We start from the raw sequence: 21349 nt of genomic DNA, 5'->3' as shown, positions 1-21349 counted from the left end.
TTGCAGACCATTAGCGGCAATTTAACCATGTGCGGCGACAAGCGGCAGATGAACAATTGGCAACGCGCGAATTCAGTCGGTCGTCAGTAACCATCGGCTAAGTCGTAGCGAACGTTACCAATATCATTCGCCGCTGGACTACAAACCAATGTCTCTCTTTTCTTCTGATCTGTATCGCTCATTTTTCCTGGGTTTTGGAGTAACCGCTGTCCTGCTGGCAGCGAATATCCTTCCGAACTCAGGAGGAGCTTGATGCAAGCCAAACCATTTCTCGCCGCTCTCGCGCTGGGCCTCAGCGCCTGCGCATTGCCCGCCACCAGCGCCTCTGCCGAAGAGGTGTTCGACGCGCCCGTCGCCGCGCGCCAGGCCAGTGAAAGCGGATTGCAGACCGCCGTTTTTGCAGGCGGCTGTTTCTGGGGCATCGAGGCGATCTTTAGTCATACGCGCGGTGTGACCAGCGCAGTTTCCGGCTATCATGGCGGCACTGCTGAAAACGCCAATTATGGCAGCGTCACCAGCGGCTACACCCGTCACGCAGAAAGCGTGCGGGTTACTTATGATCCGTCGGTCGTGCGCTACGACCAGCTTCTCCAGATCCTGTTCTCGGTTGGCGCGGATCCGACCTTACTCAACCGGCAGGGCCCCGATCGCGGCACGCATTATCGCACGGCCATCGTCCCGATGAGCGGGGAGCAGCGCGCTGTCGCGCAGGCCTATTTGCGCCAGATGGAGCGTTCGGGCGTATGGGATGATCCCATCGTCGCCCGCATCGAGAATTACCGCCGGTTTTACGAGGCTGAGGAATACCATCAGGACTACCTGCTGCGTAATCCCAATAGTTCTTACATCCGCCGGTGGGATATGCCCAAGGTGCGCGCGCTGCAGTCCAACTTTCCGCAGCTTTACCGTTCACGCTTCCGCACCGGCTGATTGCTGTTTGCTGCGTCAGCATCTATGTAGGGCGTATGGCAACACAGCATAAGCACCACGACCATTCCGAGCACTCTGGCGACCAGCTTGTTGAAGAGGCGGCAGACGTTTTGCGCGAAGCGGGCGAGCAATGGACGGCCATGCGCGAGGATGTGTTCCGCGTGCTGGCAGACAGGGCCCGTCCGGCGAGCGCCTATGACATCGCTGAAGATGTGGGAAAGGTGCGCGGCAAGCGCGTTGCGGCCAACAGCGTCTACCGCATCCTCGACCTGTTCGTGCGCGCCAATCTCGCCAAGCGGATCGAGAGCGCAAATGCCTATCTCGTCAACACGCATCCTGGCTGCCGGCACGATTGCATCTTCCTGATTTGCGACGATTGCGGTCAGGCCGAGCATTTCGATGACGACAAGCTGACCAATGCGCTGCGCGATGGCGGTAAGGCGCATGGCTACACGAATGTTCGCCCGGTGGTGGAATTGCGCGGCCTTTGCGGCGACTGCGCGAGCTAAGCTGCGCCAGTCCGTGCAGTTTTGTCGATAAACCGTTCATCGACAGGCCATAAAATCGCGTGTAAAGCCTCTAGTTATGACTGCATCACGTCCCGATACGCCGTTGCTCGATACGGTTGATACGCCCGAAGATCTCCGCAAGCTGAAAACGGAGCAATTGCGCCAACTTTCCGACGAATTGCGGAGCGAAATGATCGACGCCGTCGGTTCGACCGGCGGACACCTCGGTTCCGGCCTCGGCGTTGTCGAACTGACCGTGGCGATCCATTACATTTTCAACACGCCCGATGACCGGCTGATCTGGGATGTCGGCCACCAGGCCTATCCGCACAAGATCCTGACGGGGCGGCGTGACCGCATCCGCACTCTGCGTCAGGGCGGGGGCCTTTCGGGCTTCACCAAGCGCAGCGAGAGCGAATACGATCCCTTCGGCGCAGCGCACTCCTCAACTTCGATTTCGGCAGGCCTTGGCTTTGCTGTTGCCAACAAGCTGAATGACAAGCCGGGTAAGGCGATTGCAGTAATCGGCGACGGCGCGATGAGCGCCGGCATGGCCTATGAGGCGATGAACAATGCCGAACAGGCGGGCAACCGCTTGATCGTGATTCTCAATGACAATGACATGTCGATCGCGCCTCCCGTTGGCGGACTGTCAGCCTATCTCGCGCGTATGGTATCATCGAGCGAATATCTCGGCCTACGCAATCTCGCGTCAAAGGTCGCTAACAAGATAAGCCGCCGCGTGCATTCCTCGCTCGGCAAGGCAGAGGAATATACCCGCGGCCTCGTCACTGGCGGAACGCTGTTTGAGGAGCTGGGCTTCTACTACGTCGGCCCGATCGATGGGCACAATCTTGATCACCTGATCCCGGTGCTGGAAAATGTGCGCGATAGTGAGCAGGGCCCGATCCTCGTCCATGTCGTGACGACCAAGGGCAAAGGCTACGATCCGGCTGAAAACAGCGCCGACAAATATCACGGCGTACCCAAATTCGATGTGGTCACTGGCGAGAAGAAAAAAAGCGCAGCAGGTCCGCCCGCCTACCAAAACGTATTCGGCGAAACGCTCGCCAAGTTGGCCGAGACCGATGATCGCATCTGCGCCATCACCGCTGCCATGCCGAGCGGCACGGGCGTCGACAAATTTGCAGCCGCGCATCCTGATCGCAGCTTCGATGTGGGCATTGCAGAGCAACATGGTGTGACATTCGCCGCAGGTCTTGCAGCCCAAGGCATGCGACCTTTCGCGGCGATTTACTCGACCTTCCTGCAGCGCGCCTATGATCAGGTGGTGCACGATGTGGCGATCCAGAACCTGCCGGTCCGCTTCGCTATCGACCGCGCTGGCCTTGTTGGTGCCGATGGCGCGACGCATGCGGGCTCTTTCGACATCACATATCTCGCCAGCCTGCCCAATTTCGTCGTGATGGCGGCGGCGGATGAGGCCGAGCTTGCGCATATGACCTACACCGCTGTCGAGCATGACAGCGGTCCGATCGCTTTCCGTTACCCGCGCGGTAACGGTGTAGGTGTAGAAATGCCGGCCGAGTTCAAGAAGCTGGAAATCGGAAGAGGCCGGATCGTGAAAGGCGATGCGGACAAGGGCGGCAAAGTCGCTATTCTGTCGCTCGGCGCGCGTCTCGAAGAGGCGAAAAAGGCTGCGGCGGAATTGGAAGCCAAGGGCCTCACCACCACCATTGCCGACATGCGCTTTGCCAAGCCTCTCGATGAAGAACTGATCCGCAAACTCGCCGCAACGCATGATGTGCTGGTGACGGTGGAAGAAGCTGCCATCGGCGGCCTCGGCGCACATGTGCTCACAATGGCTAGTGATGAGGGCCTGACCGATGGCGGGCTGAAAATCCGCACCATGCGCCTGCCAGACCTGTTCCTCGATCACGACGATCCGATGAAGCAATATGACGAAGCACGCCTGAATGCGCCGCATATCGTTGAGACGGTGCTGAACGCGCTGCGGCACAACTCGGCAGGCGTGGAAGAGGCGCGGGCCTGAGCCAGCGGTTGCGAAGGGGGCTGAGGATGTTCGCTACCGTCGTCCTGATCCTCGTCGCAATCTATGGCGGGCTGATCGCGCTCGTTTACCTGAACCAACATCGGCTGATTTACGCTCCACCCGTCACGCGCAGCGATGTGCCTGCTGGCTTCGAGCGGGTGACCTACGCAACGCCTGACCGGCTGGAGCTGACTTCCGGCTATAGGCCGGCGCGTGAGGGCATGCCGACAGTGCTGTTCTTCCACGGCAATGCCTCCAGCTGGCAGGCTTCCGCCATGGTGACCGATGAGCTTGCCGCTCAGGGCTACGGCGTACTCGCAGCGGAATATCGCGGCTATTCGGGCAATCCCGGCACCCCTTCGGAAGATGGACTCTATCAGGACGCACGCGGTGCTTGGCAGTATCTGCGCGAAGAGCAGGGCCTTGCCGAAAGCGATATCGTACTGGTGGGCAATTCCATCGGCGCTGGCGTGGCAGTGCAGCTGGCGACCGAAGTGCGAGCGCGGGCGCTTGTGCTCATCTCTCCGTTCGACAGCCTCGAAGAAACCGCTTCACGCAAGCTGCGCTGGCTACCGGTGCGCATGCTTCTGACCGATCGCTACGCCAATGACGAGAAACTGCCCGAAATCGGTGAACCGATCCTGATCTTGCATGGCGAAGCGGATTCGCTGATCGCGCTGGAACAGGCGCAGTCACTCGCATCAGTGCGCGATGATACGGTGATCGAGACCTATCCCGGCTGGGGGCATGATCTTGTGGTGCATGAGCCGGTGCAGGAGCGGATTGCTGCATTCTTGAACGAGCCTGCGGAGTAGACTCTGGCCGTGCCGGAGTGGCTGTTGGGTACGCTGTTTGTCCTTGCCGGATTTGGCATCATTTGCGCATTCGCGTGGCGGAAATCGCGCAAACAAATCGACAAGCTCTTACAGCGCCGGCCGAACCCTTCACGCGAGGAGTTCATTGCGCTCATGGCGCCTGACGTCGGGCCGGAAGCCTCTGAATTCTTATGGGGAAAGGCGTTTTTCATTGTACGGCCGCGGCTTACCCCACACCCCGATGACGATCTGGCCAAGGACCTTCCGATTCTAGCCGAGGAATGGAGCACGGATTGGCCGAGGGACTGGGCTGAGCAGCAGGGCTTTCACGAAAGCGATCTTCCCGATTGGCCGAAGGATTGGCCACCAACGGTCCGGAACTTCGGGAAATGGCTATCGTTGGGGCCGGTCGGTTAGAGCCAGCGCCAGATCCCCGCAGGCACATTGCCGACGTGGATATGGGCGTAGGTCGCGGCGAGCCATGCTGCGGTGCCGAGCGGCCAGAGTTTCCAGCCTGCTTTCGGCAATGCGCTCCATTTGGGCCAGTAGCTGGTCTTGCTTTCCCATTCGGCCCAGGCATCGCCCATGAGCGCTTCCTTCTTGCGATCCTGCAGACGCGCGCCGACGAGGGCGAGGATGAGGATCGCCAGCGCAACGATATTGGTGCGCCAGCTCCACCACATGACGATGTGCGAGACCGCCCAAAGCGCGATGCCCCACATCATCGGATGGCGTGTCACGAGGAAAGCGCCCGCAGGCTGCTTGCGTGCCGCCTTCTCTGCGCCGGGAGCGGGCAGAGCCGGATTTGCGATGAAGCTTCCGAGCAGCAGCACTATGGCGGGCAAGGTCAACACAGTTGCAATGATCCAGCCCACATCGCCGTTGCCACCGAGAAACCCGCTCTGCACTTCGCCAAAGGCATGCGCCATCCACGCAATCGCGGCAAAGGCCACGATCGAATAGATGATGGTAAAGCCGAGCTCTCCCGCCATCCGCACGATAGGCGCGCGCAGCGGGTGCGAGAGGGCGAAATGCGTGCCGACGAAAGTGATGCTCGCGGCAATCAGTGATGTGAGTGCCGGCTCCATGCTTTAACGCCGATAGGCTGGCGGAAGCTGGCTTTCGTCCAGCGTGCGATAGCGTTCGCGCAGCCGTGTCTGGTGGTTTTCCAGCGGCTGTTCCACGCCGTCGATCCACACACGGACCGGGGCAGAGCTGACTTCCAGCGGATCGCCATCCCACAGTACCAGATCGCCATGCGCACCGTTTCGCAGCACGCCTTCATTGGCATGGCCGGCAATGCGCGCAGGCACCGATGTGATCGCGGCAAATGCCTCACCCCAAGTGAGGCCCGTGTGCCCCGGCACATTATTTATGCCTACCAGGTTGCCTGCCATTTGCGGCAGGTTGCGCGGATGCTCTCCGCTGCTGTCGTATTGCGCGATGGCGACGGTGACGCCTGCATCGACCATGCGGCCGACATTGCTCTGCGTGGCTGCAAGCTGCTCGAAGCTGGCGGGCAAGTCGCGCAGGGCAGCGGCGATCACCGGAATGCCCGACGCGGCGATTCGGTCTGCGACCATCCAGCCTTCAGTTGCGCCCACGATCACCATGTCGAGCGAGGGGAATTCTTCGCGCAGGGCAATCGCTGCCAAAATATCGCTCGCACGTTCGACGCGGACGTAAAGCTGCTGCTCACCGCGCAGGGCAGGGACCAGTGCGGCGGCATCGAAGCGGGATAGCAGCACATCGCCTTCGCGTTCTGCCCGACCAGCCAAACGCGGATCGATCGAGAGATCATCGCCGCTGCGCACGCGGCCATTGTCCGTCACTGTGCGTAGCCGACCCACGTCATCGAGATCGGCCGCCTCGCGAAGGGCATTGCGGAGCAGGGCATGCGAAGAGGTGCGGCTGCCACCGGCCAAACGCGCCCCGCGTTCACCCATCTCGACCATCTGGAAAGCGCGCGCCTCACGCACAGCGTCAAAATCTGCACCCAGATCGATAATCGCGCCTTGGCCTGCAAAGATGGAGGAGCCTGCGCCCGGCGTAACGCTCGCCCGCGTCACACCGCCCGCGCGGCTATAGCTGAAATCCTGCGCCTGCGGATTGATGGCGGGCGCAACGTCCAATGCCGCGCTGAACGGCGAATCGTCCGCATCGATATCGTTGCTGGCCGAAACTGCGCCGACATCCTCCAGCCCGATATTGGTAATCGAGGCGAAGATGCCGGGTGTCACCCATGCGCCCGTGCCATCGAGCACCGGAATGCCCGCAGGCACCTGCACGCCGGCGCCAGCAGCAACCACACGGCCACCCCGCACGACGACAGTGGCATTCTCGATCGGATCGCTGCCGTCGCCCGTCGCGACAGTCGCGCCGGTGATCGCGATATCCTGCGCGGCGAGCGGGCTGGCGGCGAGCGCTATGGCCGAGGCGGCGAAAGTCAGGAGGCGCTTCATTTCACATCTCCTTCACCGGGCTGGCCAAGCTCGAAATCGCTTACCGGGCGCATCAGCGGATTGTTCATATCGTACATGAGTGCACCATCGATCCACACCATTTCGGGGCGAGAATAGACCGAGAGCGGATCGCCGTTCCACAACACGATATCGGCCATCTTGCCTTCCTCAAGGCTGCCCGTCATCTCGTCGATGCCCATGGCGCGCGCGGCGTTGAGAGTGATCCAGCCAATTACATCGGCGTCAGAAATGTCGAACCCCATGCGGATGCCATCGGCCTGTGCCTTTGCGGCCTCCTGGTTAAGGCGCTGGATGCCGTTTTCATCATCCGAGTGGATGACGACGCAGGCACCCGCATTGTGCAGCAGCGCGGCGTTTTCGGGGATCGCGTCATAAGCTTCCATCTTGAAGCCATACCAGTCCGCCCAGACTGCCGCGCAGACATCATGCTCTGCCAGAATATCGGCGATCTTGTACGCTTCGACAGCATGGTGGAATGCGGATACCTGGTATCCAAATTCATCCGCCATATCGAGGACGAGCGCCATTTCATCAGCGCGATAGCAGTGGTTCTGGATGCCGATTTCGCCATCGAGCACTCCCGCAAGCGTTTCCATGGCGAGATCACGACTAGGATTGTCCCGCTCCATCCACGCCTGCGCTTCCATCCATGTTTCGCGGTTGACGGCGAAATTGCCCATGCGGGTGGAGGGCATGCGGCCCCGGCCACCGTAGACGCGCTTGGGGTTTTCACCGCAGGCCATTTTCATCGAATAGGGTGCGCCGGGGAATTTCATGCCCTGCACAGTGCGGCTTGGCACATTCTTGAGCGTCACCGTGCGGCCACCCATCAAGTTCGCCGATCCCGGCAGGATCATCAGCGAGGTGATACCGCCGTTCGCGAGCGCGCGGCTGAAGCCCGGATCCTGCGGCCAAACCGAATGCTCGGCCCACACTTCGGGCGTGGTCGGGCTGGTCGCCTCATTGCCATCGGCATGGGCAGGCACGCTCGGCGAAGGGTAATCGCCAAGGTGCGAGTGGATATCGATAATGCCGGGAGTTACAAAACGCCCGGTGCCGTCGATTTCCAGATAGCCGTCCGGGATGGTGAGGCTAGAATCGCCCACGCCCACCACTTCGCCGTTCGCAAACAGTACCACGCCGTTCTCGATCCGGCCGCCAGCGCCGTCATAAATGGTAGCGCCTACCAATGCAGTGGGCACGCCCGGATAGCGCTCATAGGTCGACGCATAGGGCTCGCTCGATGCGTCGCTGGCGGCAGGAGCAGCGGCGGTTTCGGGGCCGGTGGCGCCCGATGCCGCTGCGCAGCCGGTCAGCGCCAGCGCGACGATGCTGGTGAACGCGGCGGCTGGACCGCCTTTCCAATAGTGACGGTCCATTCGCTTCTTATCCCTTCACTTCAGGATGGATGCCTGCGCCCTGTGGCTCGCCCGGTCCTTCGGACTGCCCGGCCAGGTCATCGCCGACATTGTCGTCTTTCAGCTTGTCGAGATGCATCAGCTTCTTCACCAGCGGGCTGACGATAGTGACGAAAACGCCGATGCCGACAGCCACAAGGCCCATGGCCCAATAGACTTCCAGCGCCGCTTCGCGCGTCATATCGCCGCCTTCGCCTTCACCCATGAGCGATCCCATGAAGCCCGCGACATAATTGCCGCCTGCAGTGCCGAAGAAGAAGGCTGCCATCATCAGGCTGGCCATGTGGCGTGCCGAAAGGCGGTTGATTGCCGAAAGGCCAACCGGGCTGAGGCAGAGCTCACCCGTGGTCGACAGCAGGTAGAAGAGGAACAGGAACAGCACCGGCGTCAGCAACGCGCCAGCTTCTCCCGTAACGCTGAACTGCTCTGCACCCCAGACGAAGACAACGAAGGCGAGGCCCATCTGCACGATGCCGAGACCCATCTTGGCGATGGCCGAAGGCTCCCACCCGCCGCGCGCCATCCACTGCCATGCGGCGGCGAACAGCGGTGCAAGCACAATGATGTAGATCGGGTTGATCGACTGGAAGAATGTGGTCGGGATGCCTCCGCGATCGACATGGCGATCGGTGTAGAGGTTCATCGAGCCACCGGCTTGCTCGAACAGGCCCCAGAACAGCGGCATGAGCAGGATGACGAAGATCATCGCGAATACGCGGTCACGCGCATAGTTCTCACTTTTCTTCGCTTCCATTGCGCTTGCTGCGATGACCAGGATCAGGCCCAGTCCGCCCACTGCATTGGAAATCAGGCTCGTGCCATTCTGGTAGAACATCAGTGCGGCAGCCACCAGCAGCGCCGCGACACCGCCGTAGAAGATGCCGGTCGTGGAGCCTTTGCTTACCGTGCCGTCTTCACCCGGCAGCTTGTACAGCGCCTGTTGGAGTACATAGCCCAGCAAAAGAATGCCCGAGAGCAGCAAGATCCAGCCGACAGCTTCCTGATACTGGATCAGCACCCAGATCACCGCTACGCCGACGAGGCCGACGACATAAAGCAGCCATTCGAGATTAAGGCCTGCAACCTTCTCCTTGAGCTTGGCGGGTACAGGCGATTCGCCATTTCCGCGTAGCAGCGACTTGCCGAGCACGAAAACGACGAGACCCAGCAGCATGCCGAAGCCGGCAAGGCCAAAGCCCCAAGCCCAGCTCACCGTCTCACCGATATAGGCAGCGATCAGCACGCCCGTGGCCGCGCCCAAGTTAATGCCCATGTAGAAAATGGTGTAGGCGCTATCGCGGCGAATATCGGTCCGCGGATAAAGCTGGCCGACCATCACTGAAATATTGGCTTTCAGGAAGCCTGAGCCGACGATAATCAGCGCCAGAGCGAGCCAGAAGATATTGACCGTACTGTCGTTAGAGTAGCCCGAACCATCCCCTTCGAAGGCCATGAAGAAGTGGCCAGCTGTCAGCAGCACTGCGCCGAACAGCACCGCTTTTCGTTGGCCAAGATATTTGTCAGCCAGCCAGCCGCCCAGCACCGGCGTGATGTAAACAAGGCTGGTATAGGCGCCGTAAATCAGGTTCGCATTGCTATCGTCGAATAGCCAGTGCTTGACGAGATAGAGCGTCAGCAGCGCACGCATGCCGTAATAGGAGAAACGCTCCCACATTTCCGCGAAGAACAGCATGTAGAGGCCTTTGGGATGGCCCAGCACCTCTTCCTGCGGCCGCGTGATGGCCAAGGCGCCGCCTACAAGAAACGCTCCCAGGACGAGCACGGATATGGCCGCCGCCCAATCCGCATAGTTCCACAGCGCAAGCTCTTTCAATTCAGTCATTATATGCGATTTCCCCGTCCGACACTTATCGGCTGTGACCATATCACCGGTCATGCCGTGTTAGGCGCGCACCCTAGCGTTTGTTTCAACGATGTGAAGCCGTTTTCGGCCTCCCGCGTGGTCTGATACAGGCCTTTAGCCTACTTGACCTGACGCGCTGTATTATGGCAGTGATGCACCACCATGGCCGATACGAAACCCGTTTACCTTCGCCTGCGAGAGCAGATTGCCGCCGCCATCATCGATGGGCGCTATGCCGAAGGAAAAATGTTGCCTTCCGTGCGAGCATTTGCCGCGGAACAAGGCGCCAATCCGCTGACAGTTGCCAAAGCATACCAGCAGTTCCAGGCAGACGGCCTGATCCGCGTCCAGCGCGGGGTCGGCATGTTTGTACGCGAAGGCGCTTCTGCCAAATTGCTGGAAAGCGAGCGCGATGCGTTTCTGCGTGAAGAATGGCCGGATATTCAGCAGAAAATGACGCGTCTGAACCTTTCGGTCGCCGATCTGGCCGAGACCGCCTGACGCAGCGCGAACAGCGCTTTTGTCAGCGTCGTCACGACTAACAACAGAAAAAACTTGCAAAAATTCAGGCTCAGGATTGCGCCGCGAGGCGATATCTGGCAATTAACAAATGTCAATGTGCTTTGGACGGCACATCGTTTGCAATTGATGCGGGTCGCACCGTTACGTTACCCAATCGGGAGGAAACATGATCAGGTCCGAGCTTCTTCAGGCGCTTTGTGCGGACAATCCAGACCTAAAGCCCGATGAGGTTGAGCAGGTTGTCGACATCTTCTTCGATGAGATCACCGCACGCTTGGCGGAAGGTGGCCGGGTCGAATTGCGCGGTTTCGGCACATTTACCACGCGCCAGCGCGAAGCGCGCACCGGCCGTAACCCGCGCACCGGTGAAGCGGTAGACGTGCCGGCAAAGCGCGTCCCCTATTTCAAGCCAGGCAAGGAAATGCGCGAACGGCTGAATCCCAGCTGATGGATCCTGATCGGCTGATCGCAATTTGCGATAAGTTGCGGAACATGTCGCCAGCTTGGGGAGTATCTCTTGTAATTACAGGAGATATTTCATGATTGGCAAAATTATCGGTGCAATGGTCGGCGCGCGCGCTGCTCAAAACGTTCGCAGTATCGAGGGACCCGGTGGTGCAGTGCTTGGCGCACTCGCAGTCCCGATCATTTCGCGCCTGCGGCTTCCGACGCTTCTCGCGCTTGGAGCGGGTGGTTATCTTGTGAAGAAATTCGCGGATAAGGAAAAAGCAGCAACAACGCCGCCACCCGGCACAAGGACCACCTCCTCCGTCTGATAGAATTTTCGGCTCAAATCAGCCCGCCTTTGCTCGACGCAAGGGCGGGCATTTTTGTCCTTGCACTGCTGAAAAAATTTCGGTCGCATCCAAGAAAACGCGATTGCTTTGGTCCGCGCCATCCGTTTAGGCAGCTTACCGGCGCGGGCGTGGCGGAATGGTAGACGCCGGGGACTTAAAATCCCCTGATCCTATAGATCGTGTGGGTTCGAGTCCCACCGCCCGCACCAGTTTTTGTGACACGATCCAGTCCGGGGGACTGATGTGGCCGAAAACTCGAAAGCGACAGCGCAGTGCTGCGCTCGCGTCCCCCAATAATCCGAGTAGTAAAGCCCCCGGTAAGAATTGCCTGCGGGAAACACCGATGCCGCATGTCGCAATTGCTCATCCAATGCCGGCTATCCCATCCCAGGATAAAGCGTGCCGCATTGTCGGCCCGTTCGCCGCGTTTGGGGAAAGCAATGGCAGAGCAATTATATCGCAATGCAGACAACCTTGATATGGTCGAACAGCCGGCCACCTCAGTCGAACAGCGCCGGGCGAAGCGTTACACACTGCTCATTCGTGCGGCCAAATTGGTTACCCCCAGCGGCGAATTCCTCGGCGTTATCCGCGATGCATCGGAAACGGGAATTTCGATGCGTATTTTTCATCGCATGCCCGATTGCGGCTCGATTTGGCTCGAACTGCAAAATGGAGATCGCTACGGGGTCGAGCTCAGATGGCAGGATGGCGACCGCGCCGGCTTTCGCTTCGCTTCGCCTGCCGATATCAAGCGCATTATCGAAAGCCCCTCAAGATTTGCCAAGCGCCCGGTGCGCCTCAACCTGACCGCCGCTGCAGAGGTGGAATGCCTTGGCCACCGCGAATATGCGACCATCCAGGATATTTCGCAGCAGGGTGCAAAGGTCGCCTGTTCCAGCAGCTTCGCCACCGATCAGCGCGTGAAGCTCAGCGCCGCAGGACTGCCCGGCACCTGTGCAAAGGTACGCTGGCGGCGCGATGGGACTTGCGGCCTCGTCTTTGAAGAAACGCTGCAATTCGAAGAGCTGGCGCGCATAGCGCGAGACCTTCAGCGACGGCCATGAAAGCGCGCTGCGGTAGCGAATTAACCATCCCCTAACCATTTTCGTTCACTCCCGGTCAGGACCAACAACCGGGGGCTTTCATGTCGCAATCCATAACGCCTGACACAGTCAAACAATCGGGCGAAATCAAGGTCGATGTGGCCATTATCGGCGCAGGACCGGCGGGCCTGACGGCTGGATATCTGCTGACGAAGGCGGGCAAAACCGTCGCGATCATTGAAAAGGATGCGACCTATGTTGGCGGCATCAGCCGCACGGTTGAGCACGAAGGCTATCGCTTCGATATCGGCGGCCACCGCTTCTTTTCAAAAAGCCAACAGGTGGTGGATTTGTGGAATGAAATCCTTCCGGATGATTTCATCCAGCGCCCGCGGATGAGCCGCATCTATTATGAAGGCAAATTCTACTCCTACCCGCTGCGCGCATTCGAGGCGCTGCGCAATCTGGGGCTGTGGCGCAGCGCCATGTGCATGCTGAGCTACGGCAAGGCGAAGGCGTTTCCCAATCGCGATATCAAAAGCTTCGAGGATTGGACGAGCAACCAGTTCGGCAAGAAACTCTATTCGATCTTCTTCAAGACCTACACCGAGAAAGTGTGGGGCATGCCGTGCAATGAAATGAGCGCGGATTGGGCGGCGCAGCGCATCAAGGGCCTTTCGCTCTGGAGCGCAGTCGTGGACGGTCTGAAGCGTTCGCTAGGCCTCAACAAATTGAACGATGGCAGCGGCACGCAGGCCAAGACCCTGCTCGAAACCTTCCGCTATCCGCGCCTTGGCCCCGGCATGATGTGGGAAGCTGCGCGCGACAAGATTATCGCCAGCGGCCACGGCCAAGTGATCATGGGGCATGAGCTCAAACAGCTCGCCGATGATGGCAATGGCGGCTGGCGCATGACGGCCAGCGGGGTCGAAGGCGAAGTGGTGATCAATGCCGCACACGCGATCAGCTCTGCGCCGATGCGTCAGCTGGGAGCGCGCCTGCATCCGCTGCCCGAAACAACGATCAACGCAAGCAATCTCAAATATCGCGACTTCCTGACGGTCGCGTTGATGATCAAATCGGAAGACCTTTTCCCCGACAACTGGATCTACATCCATGACGACAAGGTGAAAGTCGGCCGCGTGCAGAACTTCCGCAGCTGGTCGCCCGAAATGGTGCCGGATGAGGATGTCGCCTGTGTCGGCCTCGAATATTTCTGCTTCGAAGGCGATGGCCTGTGGTCGATGAAAGACGAAGATCTTGTCGAGCTCGCCAAAAAAGAAATGGACATTCTCGGCCTCGTTTCTCCCGGCAAGGTAGTTGGCGGCGCAGTGGTGCGGCAGGAGAAGGCCTATCCCGTCTATGACGAGGATTATGCGGCCAATGTCGATGCCATGCGCGAGGAGCTGGAAGCCAAGCATCCGACGCTCCACCTCGTCGGCCGCAACGGCATGCACCGCTACAACAACCAGGATCACGCGATGATGACCGCCATGCTGACGGTGGAGAACATCCTTACCGGGACACGCATCTACGACACGTGGTGCGTCAATGAAGATGCCGAATATCATGAGGCGGGCGATGAAGGCGCTGAAGCCAGCCTGCCATCGCGCGGTGTCACAGCCGATCAGGCCGCTGCGCTGAATTCGCTTCGCGATGTGCCGCAGCGTGTCGGCGACAAGGAAGCCGCCTGACCATGATCGCCGCTTTCCAGCGACTGACAGACTGGCGCTTCGCCCGTTACCTGCTGGCGAGCGTCGGCGCGCTCGCGGTGGATGTCGGCACGTTCCTCGCGCTGCTTTCCGTGGGCATTTGGGCGGCAGGCGCTTCGGCGGTCGGCTATTCTCTCGGAATCATTGCGCATTGGCTGATGAGCAGTCGCGCGGTCTTTATCGGCAATGTCGCCGAGCGCGGCGCCGAGCGGACGCGGCAAAAGGCGCTGTTCGTCATTTCGGCCCTGGTCGGGCTCGCCCTGACCACCGCGATCGTTTGGGCCGGCGATGCCAGCGGAATGGATCCGCGCCTTGCCAAGCTTGCCGCGATCGGAGTGAGTTTTTTCGCAACTTGGCTACTGCGCAGCCGCGTCGTTTTCCGCTAAGCACCCTCCCGCTATGGCAAAAAGAGGGGCAGATCGTGGTGCGCTGATGCGCTCGGCATGGGCGGTGCTGGCCGTCTGGGCGATCTATTGCGCCGTGCGCCTTGGCATCCATCCACTAATCGGCTGGCAGCCTGTCGGTCCCGATGACTGGACTCGCCTTTTGCAGGTCCGCGCGCTGCTGGACGGTCAGAGCTGGTGGGATGGCACGCAATATCGGATGAACCCGCCTGACGGGTTTTCGATGCATTGGTCACGGCTGGTGGACCTGCCGCTGGCGCTGTTCATCACCCTTTTCGGCGAGCGCTGGGGCATGGCGCTGGTGCCGCTTTTCTGGCTGCTGCCTGCGCTATTTGCGCTGCGATCCATCATGCTGCGATTGGGCTTTTCCAACGCGGCGATGGGGTTCGGGCTTGTCATCCTGCCGCTCTTCCCGCTGCTGCCGGGCAATTTCGCGCCGATGCGGATCGATCATCATGCACCGCAGGCGGTCTTCGCGCTGGCGACAGCCGCGCTGATGCTTTCGCCGCGTCGGTGGGGAGCATTAGGGGCGGGCGCGATGGCGGCAATCTGGCTGACCATTTCGATCGAAGGCCTGCCGCTCGTCGCGATGGTCGCGGCACTCTACGGCCTCCAATATATCGCGGAAGAGCGGCGGCTCCTACCGTGGTTCCTGCTCTCGCTGACCATTTGCGCCGCCTTGCTGGCGTTCAGCACGCGCTCCAATCTGGAGCTTTTTGGTGCCTATTGCGACATTTTGCGGCCCGGCCATATCGCAAGCTTTGGCGTGGCGGCAGTGGTGGCGGGCATGGTGCCTTTCCTGCCGTTCCAGCAGCATGCAGCCGGGCGCACAGGTGCGCTTGTGCTCATTCCGCTGGCCGCGCTGCCTTTTGCCTTCAGCTTCCTTGGCGATTGCGCGAGCAATCCGATGGCCGGGCTCGATCCGGTGCTGGCGAGCTGGTGGCATGGTTACATCACCGAAGGCCTGCCGTTCTGGAAACAGCCGGTATCGGTCGCCGCGATGCTGATCTGGACGCTGATCCCGCTCGTCGGCGGTTTCTGGCTCGCTGCACGCGGAGGAGCCTTTGCGGATGGCGCGGGGATGGGCTGGGTGATGCTGTTCGTGCTGGCGCTGTCGGCATGGGGATACAGCCTTTTCATCATGCGCGCTGCAGTGATCGCGCAATTGCTCATCATCCCGTTTGCCGCCGTCACTTTGGCGCTGCTGCTTCCACAGGCGCGCGCGATACCCTCGCTCCTTCCGCGCCTCGGCGCGACGTTGGGCTGCATCTTCCTCGCGACACCTGTATTCGTGAGCGCGCTCACCAAGCCGCTCGATCCGCTCTTCCCCACACCGACCATGGCGCGCGGAGCAGCGGCGCCCATTGCTACGGGTGAATGCGAATTTGCAGAACTCGATGCGCTTGCGCCCGGTCTCCTTCTCGTCACCATGGACAGTGCGCCCGAAATTCTCGGCCAGACGCGGCACAGTGTTGTCGCGGCAAGCTATCACCGCAATCAGGAAGCGATGGTGGCGACGATTAAGGCCTTTACCGGCGAGATCGAAGACGCCCGCTCCATCATCGCAAACTACGACGTCGATTACGTGGTCGCCTGCCTCTCAGCCGGTGACCTCGGCCTGTATCGCACCGCTTCGGACGATAATTTCGCCAATGCTCTCGCGAGTGGCGAGGTGCCCAATTGGCTCACGCCTGTCGCCGGTTTCGAAAGCGGTGTTTTGCGCGTTTACCGGGTCGATTAAGCGGGGCGGAATTCCATCGCCACACCGTTTATGCAATGGCGGTGGCCGGTCGGGCGTGGGCCATCGTTGAAGCGATGCCCGAGGTGCCCGCCGCAATCGGCGCAATGCTCTTCGGTGCGCGGATATCCGAGGTTGTAGTCGGTCGAATAGCCGACGGCGCCGCTATCGATCGGCTGCCAGAAACTCGGCCAGCCGGTGCCGCTGTCGAACTTATGTGCGCTGGAGAACAGGCGATTGCCGCAGCCCTGGCAGTGATAGGTGCCGCGCCGCGTCTCATCATTCAGCGGCGAGCTGTAAGGGCGTTCGGTTGCTTCTTCGCGCAGCACGCGGAACTGCATCGGGGTCAGCCGGCGACGCCATTCGGCCTCGCTATAAGACACGGGAAAGTTCTGCCGCGCCTGCGCTTCGCTGCCTCCGCAGGCGGAAATGACAGGCAAGGATGCGCCAGCCCCCAGCCAGGCGAGGGCGGAGCGGCGGATTATCTTTGTATCAGCCATAGCATGGACTCTATCCAGTCGGTGTCGAACGGTTCCTGAACACACCCAGCAGAGCTGACAGAGGACCACGCCGCACCGTACCGCGCGGGCCCGATTTCATCACCCGGCGGCGGAACATGCCCGCACCCGTGCGCACGAAAATCGCCACCCACATTGCCTGCCAGCCAAGCGCCAGCAGGTGCGGCCACAGCGCTTCCTCTACCGCCGCCCGCGCCACCATGGCGAAAGGCGAACTCAGCGGGAATGCCATGGCACTATATTCGATGATACCCCCGCGATCGGTTACAACGAGGCTCGCAAAAAAGAACACCAGGATCTGGAACATGGTAGCGGGCATGGACAGGGTCTGCACTTCGCGCACCGTCGTGGCGAGCGAGCCGACCGCCAGGAAGATCGAGCCAAGCAACAGGTATCCCATCGCGAAATAGGCGGCGAAAAGCGCGAAGAACATTGGCCAGCCGACACCCGGATTGGCGAAATCGGAAAGCGACATGCCGCCTGCAAATAGAATGCTCGCGCCCGCTCCGCCCCATACGGCGATGCCGACCACCGAGATGCCGAGCATGGCGAACAGCTTGCCCAGAAACACCGCATCCATCGGAATGGCGGCGGCAAGAATTTCGATAATCTTGTTGCCCTTTTCCTCGACGAGGTTGGAGAGCACCATGCTGGCGAGCAGCATGATCAGCAGGAAGAGCAGTACCTGCCCGCCCTGCGCCGTGCGAAGGCGGCCGGTGTTCTCCTGTGCGCCGCTGGTCACGACCACGCTCGTCCCAACAGGCGGCGCGGTGGGCCTCGCACCATCGCGGGCATAGCCAGCAACCATGCCGACCGTGCCTTGCCAGCGCGCAATGCGCCCTTCGGTAGCGGTGAGCACCGGCGCGTCGAGTGAGCCCGTGACAACGGCGGCGAGACTGCCTTCTGCGTTCTCAAGCACGCTTCGCGCATCAAAATCCTCGCCCGGCTGCAACCGTTCCAGCTCAACCATCGGCGGCACAGTACCGGGAAGCTGGTTCGCCAGCGCGTCGCGGGCCTCGAGCATCGCATCGACATCCTCGCCTTCCATGGCAATGCCGACATCGGCGACCATTGCCTCGCTCTGCACCTGTGCTCCAACGCCGCCCGCAAGCCCCATCACGACAACAGGAAAGAGCGGGCCGAGCAGGAAGAAAATAAAGGCGCGGCTGAACAGGATAGCGGTGAAATCGCGCCGCGCGATGACAAAGGCTCCGCGCCACATGGAGAGGCGTCCGCCGGTTTCGATCGCCGACTGGCTCATGCTTGCTCTCCTGCGTTCTGCGAAACCATGTCGCGTGCGGCGGCTTCACCGGCGATGGCGACAAATGCATCGTGCAGGCCTGCTCGCTCAATACTGAGCGAGAGAATGCCTGCGTCACCTTCAATCAATGCCTTGAGCAGAGGTTCGACGCCGCTCGTGGGAAGCGGGAATTGCCAGAAGTCGCCGACACGGCGCGCATCATCGGGCAAGGCAGCACGCCATCGGCCGTCCCGCGCGCGGGTCTCCAGCCGCACTTGTGCAGGGATCCTGTCGCGCGCGACTTCGACACTGCCCGCATAAGGAACTTTCCCGCCTGCAATAATGGCCACGCCTTCACATAGGCGCTCCGCATGATGGATCACGTGGGTCGAGAAAATGACAGTCGTGCCCTTGTCCGCCAGATTGCGGATCAGCACTTCCAGCTTGCCCTGATTAATCGCATCGAGACCGCTAAAGGGCTCGTCGAAAACGACCAGCTTGGGATCGTGCACCAAAGTGCCGAGCAATTGCACGGTCTGCGCCATGCCTTTGGAAAGCTGGCGGATCTGCTTGTCGATCGCGTGGCCAAGGCCATGCTCTTCCAGCAATTGCTTGGCCCGCTCGCGACCTTCCGGCAGCGGTACACCGCGTAGCGCGCCCATGAAGGCAATCGCCTCATAGCTTTTCATCGAAGGATAGAGGCCGCGCTCCTCGGGCAGATAGCCGATCCGGCGGGCGACATCCTGCGGATCGTCTGCGCCCAGGATCCGGCGATAGCCCGCGTCGGGATCGATGATGCCCAGCAGCATGCGCAGCGTGGTCGTCTTGCCCGCGCCATTGGGGCCGAGCACGCCGTAAATCGCGCCTTCGGGAATGGCGATATCGACGCCGTCGACCGCCAGCGTCTGGTCGAACCGTTTGACGAGGCCGCGCGCCTCGATCGCCAGCGGGCGCGGATCGCCTGCACCAGCGTTTTCGCTCGAATTGAATTCACCTGTCGCCATATCCATGCCGATGCCGCTACACGGATAGGATGAACGAGCCGCACTCGCTTTATGGTTAACACGCCGTCAACTCTCTCACTTGAGGATCGCCTGAAGGCCAAAGCGCGCGAGCTGGGCTTTGCCGCCGTGGGCGTTGCGCCTGCCGATGATGATGCGGTGCGCGCAGAGCGCCTACACGAATGGCTGGGCGAGGGTCTTCACGGCACCATGGGCTGGATGGAGGACCGCGCCGATGTCCGACAGGGGCCCAGCAGCATGTGGCCGGAAGCGCAGAGCGTTATCGCGCTTGGCATGTCCTACGCGCCGGACGTCGATCCGCTGGCGCTGGAAGGCGACGCCGAAAAGGCGCGCATTTCGGTCTATTCGCAGGGGCGCGATTATCACGACGTGCTGAAAAAGGCTGCCAAGGCGCTCGCCCGCTGGATGGTGGAGCAGGAGCCGGACAGCCAGCTCAAGGTCTTTGTCGATACAGCACCGGTGATGGAAAAACCGCTCGGCGAGGCGGCCGGTCTGGGCTGGCAGGGCAAGCACACCAATCTCGTCAGCCGCGAGCATGGCAGCTGGCTGTTTCTCGGTGCGATTTACTGGACAGTGCCGCTCACACCCGATGCGCCAGGAACGGACCGCTGCGGGTCATGCCGCGCCTGCCAGGATGCCTGCCCCACCGATGCTTTCCCGCAGCCCTACCGCCTCGATGCGCGGCGTTGCATTTCCTATCTCACCATTGAGCACAAAGGGCCGATCCCGGAGGAATTTCGCAAAGCCATCGGCAATCGCATCTATGGTTGCGATGATTGCCTTGCCGTGTGCCCATGGAATAAGTTCGCCGAGACCGCCGCGCGGCACAAAGCCTTCGCTCCGCGCGACGGGCTGGTCGAGCCCCAACTCGCCGAACTGCTTCAGCTCGATGATGCGGATTTCCGCGCGAAGTTTTCCGGCTCCCCGATCAAACGTATCGGCCGCAACCGCTTCGTGCGCAATTGCCTGATCGCCGCCGGGAACAGCGGCAATGTCGATCTGTTGGAGCAGGTCGCTGCTTTATGCCGAGATGAGGACGAAGTCGTCGCCGAGGCTGCGCAATGGGCCAAGGCTGAACTTACAGCATCTCCTTGAGAGGCTTCTCTGTGTCGGCCAGCTCTTCCGGGTCCACCTCGGCGCGGGCTTCCACCAGCTTGCGGCCCTGCACATAGTCCTTGGTGCGATTGACCGCATCGACGGCGATCACCCGGCCATCTTTCAGATAGATCACCGAAAAGCTGCGCTCGTCGGGATCGCCGCGGAGCACTGTCTGGTCGTGGCCGATACTCAGGCCGGCTGTTTGCAGGCGCAGATCATACTGGTTCGACCAGAACCAGGGCAGCGCATTGTAAGGCTCAGGATTGCCGCAAATGGCCTTTGCCGCCGTGGTCGCCATGTCATTGGCGTTCTGCACGCTTTCGAGGCGAATTACCGCGCCATCGGCGTAAGGGTTGGCGTGCGCCGCGCAGTCGCCAATGGCGTAGATTTTATCGAGGCTGGTGTGGCAGATTTCGGTCACATCGACGCCGTTCGCAGCAGCCGCTCCGGCAGCGATCAGGGGGCCAACCGCAGGAACGATGCCGATCCCGATGACGACAGCATCGCAGGCGATTTCTTCGCCATCGCTGAGCACAACGCCGGTCACGCGTTCTTCGCCCACCAACCGCTCGACACCGACGCCGAGACGCAGTTCGACACCGTGGCGGTGATGCTCCGCCTCGTAGAAACGCGACAACTGCTCGCCCGCAACGCGGCTGAGCACGCGGTCGAGCGCTTCGACCAGCACGACTTCGCGATCGAGCTTGCGCAGCACGGCGGCTGCTTCCAGTCCGATATAACCGCCGCCGATCACCACGAAGCGCTTGGCACCGCCTTCAATGTCTTTCAGCAGCGCGTCTACGTCTCTTTTATCGCGCACGGCATGCACACCGTCGAGATGCGCGCCGGGGCATGACAGACGCCGCGCATCGCCGCCCGCCGCCCAGATGAGCCGGCCGTAGCCGATCGTTTCGCCGCCGCTCAGCTGCACTTCACGCTCTTCGGGCATGATTTTCGTCACCGATTTGCCGAGCAGCAATTCGACATTCTTGTCGGCCCAGAATTTCTCCGGGCGGATCAGTACGCGTTCGAATGGCTTTTCGCCGGCGAGATACTCTTTCGACAGTGGAGGCCGTTCGTAAGGCGGGACATGGTCGCGCCCGATCATCAGGATCGAGCCTTCGAAGCCCTGCTGGCGGAGGGCGATGGCAGCTTGCGCGCCGCCATGGCCAGTCCCGACAATTACAACATCATGACGCGTCATGGCGGAAGGCCTGCG

The 21349-nt window shown here is 60.9% G+C and carries 21 protein-coding genes and 1 tRNA gene; 14 read left to right on the top strand and 8 right to left on the bottom strand.

Translation table 11 applies throughout. The features are described from left to right. Window positions 1–252: 252 nt before the first annotated feature. The 5 genes from msrA to I5L03_RS01730 all read left to right on the top strand — a co-directional run bounded on the left by msrA (window position 253) and on the right by I5L03_RS01730 (window position 4685). Window positions 253–930: a peptide-methionine (S)-S-oxide reductase MsrA gene (gene msrA / locus I5L03_RS01750; RefSeq protein ID WP_197919984.1), complete on the top strand. Its 678-nt coding sequence runs from the start codon at window positions 253–255 to the stop codon at window positions 928–930. A 35-nt stretch (window positions 931–965) separates the two neighbouring features. Beyond that, window positions 966–1439, top strand: a complete 474-nt coding sequence (locus I5L03_RS01745; protein WP_197919983.1) for a Fur family transcriptional regulator — start codon at window positions 966–968, stop codon at window positions 1437–1439. Window positions 1440–1515: 76 nt separating this feature from the next. After that, window positions 1516–3453, top strand: a complete 1938-nt coding sequence (gene dxs, locus I5L03_RS01740; RefSeq protein WP_197919982.1) for a 1-deoxy-D-xylulose-5-phosphate synthase — start codon at window positions 1516–1518, stop codon at window positions 3451–3453. Window positions 3454–3479: 26 nt separating this feature from the next. After that, window positions 3480–4268, top strand: a complete 789-nt coding sequence (locus tag I5L03_RS01735; protein WP_197919981.1) for an alpha/beta hydrolase — start codon at window positions 3480–3482, stop codon at window positions 4266–4268. A gap of 24 nt (window positions 4269–4292) precedes the next feature. Next, complete coding sequence (locus I5L03_RS01730; RefSeq protein WP_197919980.1) at window positions 4293–4685, top strand: hypothetical protein; 393 nt, start codon at window positions 4293–4295, stop codon at window positions 4683–4685. On the opposite strand, the gene I5L03_RS01725 is transcribed toward I5L03_RS01730, so the two are convergent. Genes I5L03_RS01725 through I5L03_RS01710 form a run of 4 tightly spaced genes read right to left on the bottom strand, consistent with a single transcriptional unit; the run spans window position 4682 to window position 10012 of the window. Then, the gene (locus tag I5L03_RS01725) at window positions 4682–5356 is read right to left on the bottom strand and encodes an NnrU family protein (protein ID WP_197919979.1); all 675 of its coding nucleotides are present in this window, start codon (window positions 5354–5356) and stop codon (window positions 4682–4684) included. The genes I5L03_RS01730 and I5L03_RS01725 overlap by 4 nt on opposite strands. A gap of 3 nt (window positions 5357–5359) precedes the next feature. Beyond that, on the bottom strand, window positions 5360–6730 hold the full coding sequence (locus I5L03_RS01720) for an amidohydrolase family protein (protein WP_197919978.1): 1371 nt from the start codon (window positions 6728–6730) through the stop codon (window positions 5360–5362). Continuing rightward, window positions 6727–8130 carry an amidohydrolase gene (locus tag I5L03_RS01715; RefSeq protein WP_197919977.1) on the bottom strand — a complete coding sequence of 468 codons (1404 nt, stop codon included), beginning with the start codon at window positions 8128–8130 and terminating at the stop codon, window positions 6727–6729. The genes I5L03_RS01720 and I5L03_RS01715 overlap by 4 nt, the downstream gene beginning before the upstream one ends. A 7-nt stretch (window positions 8131–8137) precedes the next feature. Then, the gene (locus I5L03_RS01710; RefSeq protein WP_197919976.1) at window positions 8138–10012 is read right to left on the bottom strand and encodes a peptide MFS transporter; all 1875 of its coding nucleotides are present in this window, start codon (window positions 10010–10012) and stop codon (window positions 8138–8140) included. Window positions 10013–10195: 183 nt separating this feature from the next. On the opposite strand from I5L03_RS01710, the gene I5L03_RS01705 reads away from it, so the two are divergent. The 8 genes from I5L03_RS01705 (at window position 10196) to I5L03_RS01670 (ending at window position 16255) form a co-directional block, all read left to right on the top strand. Beyond that, the gene (locus tag I5L03_RS01705; protein WP_197919975.1) at window positions 10196–10534 is read left to right on the top strand and encodes a GntR family transcriptional regulator; all 339 of its coding nucleotides are present in this window, start codon (window positions 10196–10198) and stop codon (window positions 10532–10534) included. A 187-nt stretch (window positions 10535–10721) separates the two neighbouring features. Beyond that, on the top strand, window positions 10722–11003 hold the full coding sequence (locus tag I5L03_RS01700; protein ID WP_197919974.1) for an integration host factor subunit beta: 282 nt from the start codon (window positions 10722–10724) through the stop codon (window positions 11001–11003). 91 nt (window positions 11004–11094) lie between these two features. Then, on the top strand, window positions 11095–11331 hold the full coding sequence (locus I5L03_RS01695) for a hypothetical protein (RefSeq protein ID WP_197919973.1): 237 nt from the start codon (window positions 11095–11097) through the stop codon (window positions 11329–11331). Window positions 11332–11474: 143 nt separating this feature from the next. Next, a tRNA-Leu gene (locus I5L03_RS01690) sits at window positions 11475–11561 on the top strand. A 231-nt stretch (window positions 11562–11792) separates the two neighbouring features. Further along, window positions 11793–12419, top strand: coding sequence for a PilZ domain-containing protein (locus I5L03_RS01685; protein WP_197919972.1), 627 nt, complete (start codon window positions 11793–11795; stop codon window positions 12417–12419). 80 nt (window positions 12420–12499) lie between these two features. Beyond that, window positions 12500–14092 (top strand): NAD(P)/FAD-dependent oxidoreductase, encoded by a 1593-nt coding sequence (locus I5L03_RS01680; RefSeq protein WP_197919971.1) that lies wholly within the window; start codon window positions 12500–12502, stop codon window positions 14090–14092. 2 nt (window positions 14093–14094) lie between these two features. Next, window positions 14095–14496 carry a GtrA family protein gene (locus tag I5L03_RS01675; protein ID WP_197919970.1) on the top strand — a complete coding sequence of 134 codons (402 nt, stop codon included), beginning with the start codon at window positions 14095–14097 and terminating at the stop codon, window positions 14494–14496. 13 nt (window positions 14497–14509) lie between these two features. Then, the gene (locus tag I5L03_RS01670; protein ID WP_197919969.1) at window positions 14510–16255 is read left to right on the top strand and encodes a hypothetical protein; all 1746 of its coding nucleotides are present in this window, start codon (window positions 14510–14512) and stop codon (window positions 16253–16255) included. Here the strand turns inward: I5L03_RS01670 and msrB are convergent. Genes msrB through I5L03_RS01655 form a run of 3 tightly spaced genes read right to left on the bottom strand, consistent with a single transcriptional unit; the run spans window position 16252 to window position 19020 of the window. Further along, window positions 16252–16752, bottom strand: coding sequence for a peptide-methionine (R)-S-oxide reductase MsrB (msrB, locus tag I5L03_RS01665; RefSeq protein ID WP_197919968.1), 501 nt, complete (start codon window positions 16750–16752; stop codon window positions 16252–16254). The two genes, I5L03_RS01670 and msrB, sit on opposite strands and share 4 nt — an antisense overlap. Window positions 16753–16762: 10 nt before the next feature. After that, entirely contained in the window at window positions 16763–18031 is a 1269-nt protein-coding gene (locus I5L03_RS01660; protein ID WP_197919967.1) for an ABC transporter permease, read from the bottom strand. Beyond that, entirely contained in the window at window positions 18028–19020 is a 993-nt protein-coding gene (locus I5L03_RS01655; RefSeq protein ID WP_197919966.1) for an ABC transporter ATP-binding protein, read from the bottom strand. The genes I5L03_RS01660 and I5L03_RS01655 overlap by 4 nt, the downstream gene beginning before the upstream one ends. A 45-nt stretch (window positions 19021–19065) precedes the next feature. Here I5L03_RS01655 and queG point away from each other — a divergent pair, with 45 nt between their 5' ends. Next, on the top strand, window positions 19066–20127 hold the full coding sequence (gene queG, locus I5L03_RS01650) for a tRNA epoxyqueuosine(34) reductase QueG (RefSeq protein ID WP_197919965.1): 1062 nt from the start codon (window positions 19066–19068) through the stop codon (window positions 20125–20127). On the opposite strand, the gene I5L03_RS01645 is transcribed toward queG, so the two are convergent. Next, complete coding sequence (locus I5L03_RS01645; RefSeq protein ID WP_197919964.1) at window positions 20111–21334, bottom strand: NAD(P)/FAD-dependent oxidoreductase; 1224 nt, start codon at window positions 21332–21334, stop codon at window positions 20111–20113. The two genes, queG and I5L03_RS01645, sit on opposite strands and share 17 nt — an antisense overlap. Window positions 21335–21349 lie beyond the last annotated feature (15 nt).

It is taken from the genome of Aurantiacibacter sediminis (genome assembly GCF_016019885.1).
In the GTDB taxonomy this organism is placed as follows: Bacteria; Pseudomonadota; Alphaproteobacteria; order Sphingomonadales; family Sphingomonadaceae; genus Alteraurantiacibacter; species Alteraurantiacibacter sediminis.
This window is presented reverse-complemented; position numbering and strand designations above follow the sequence as displayed.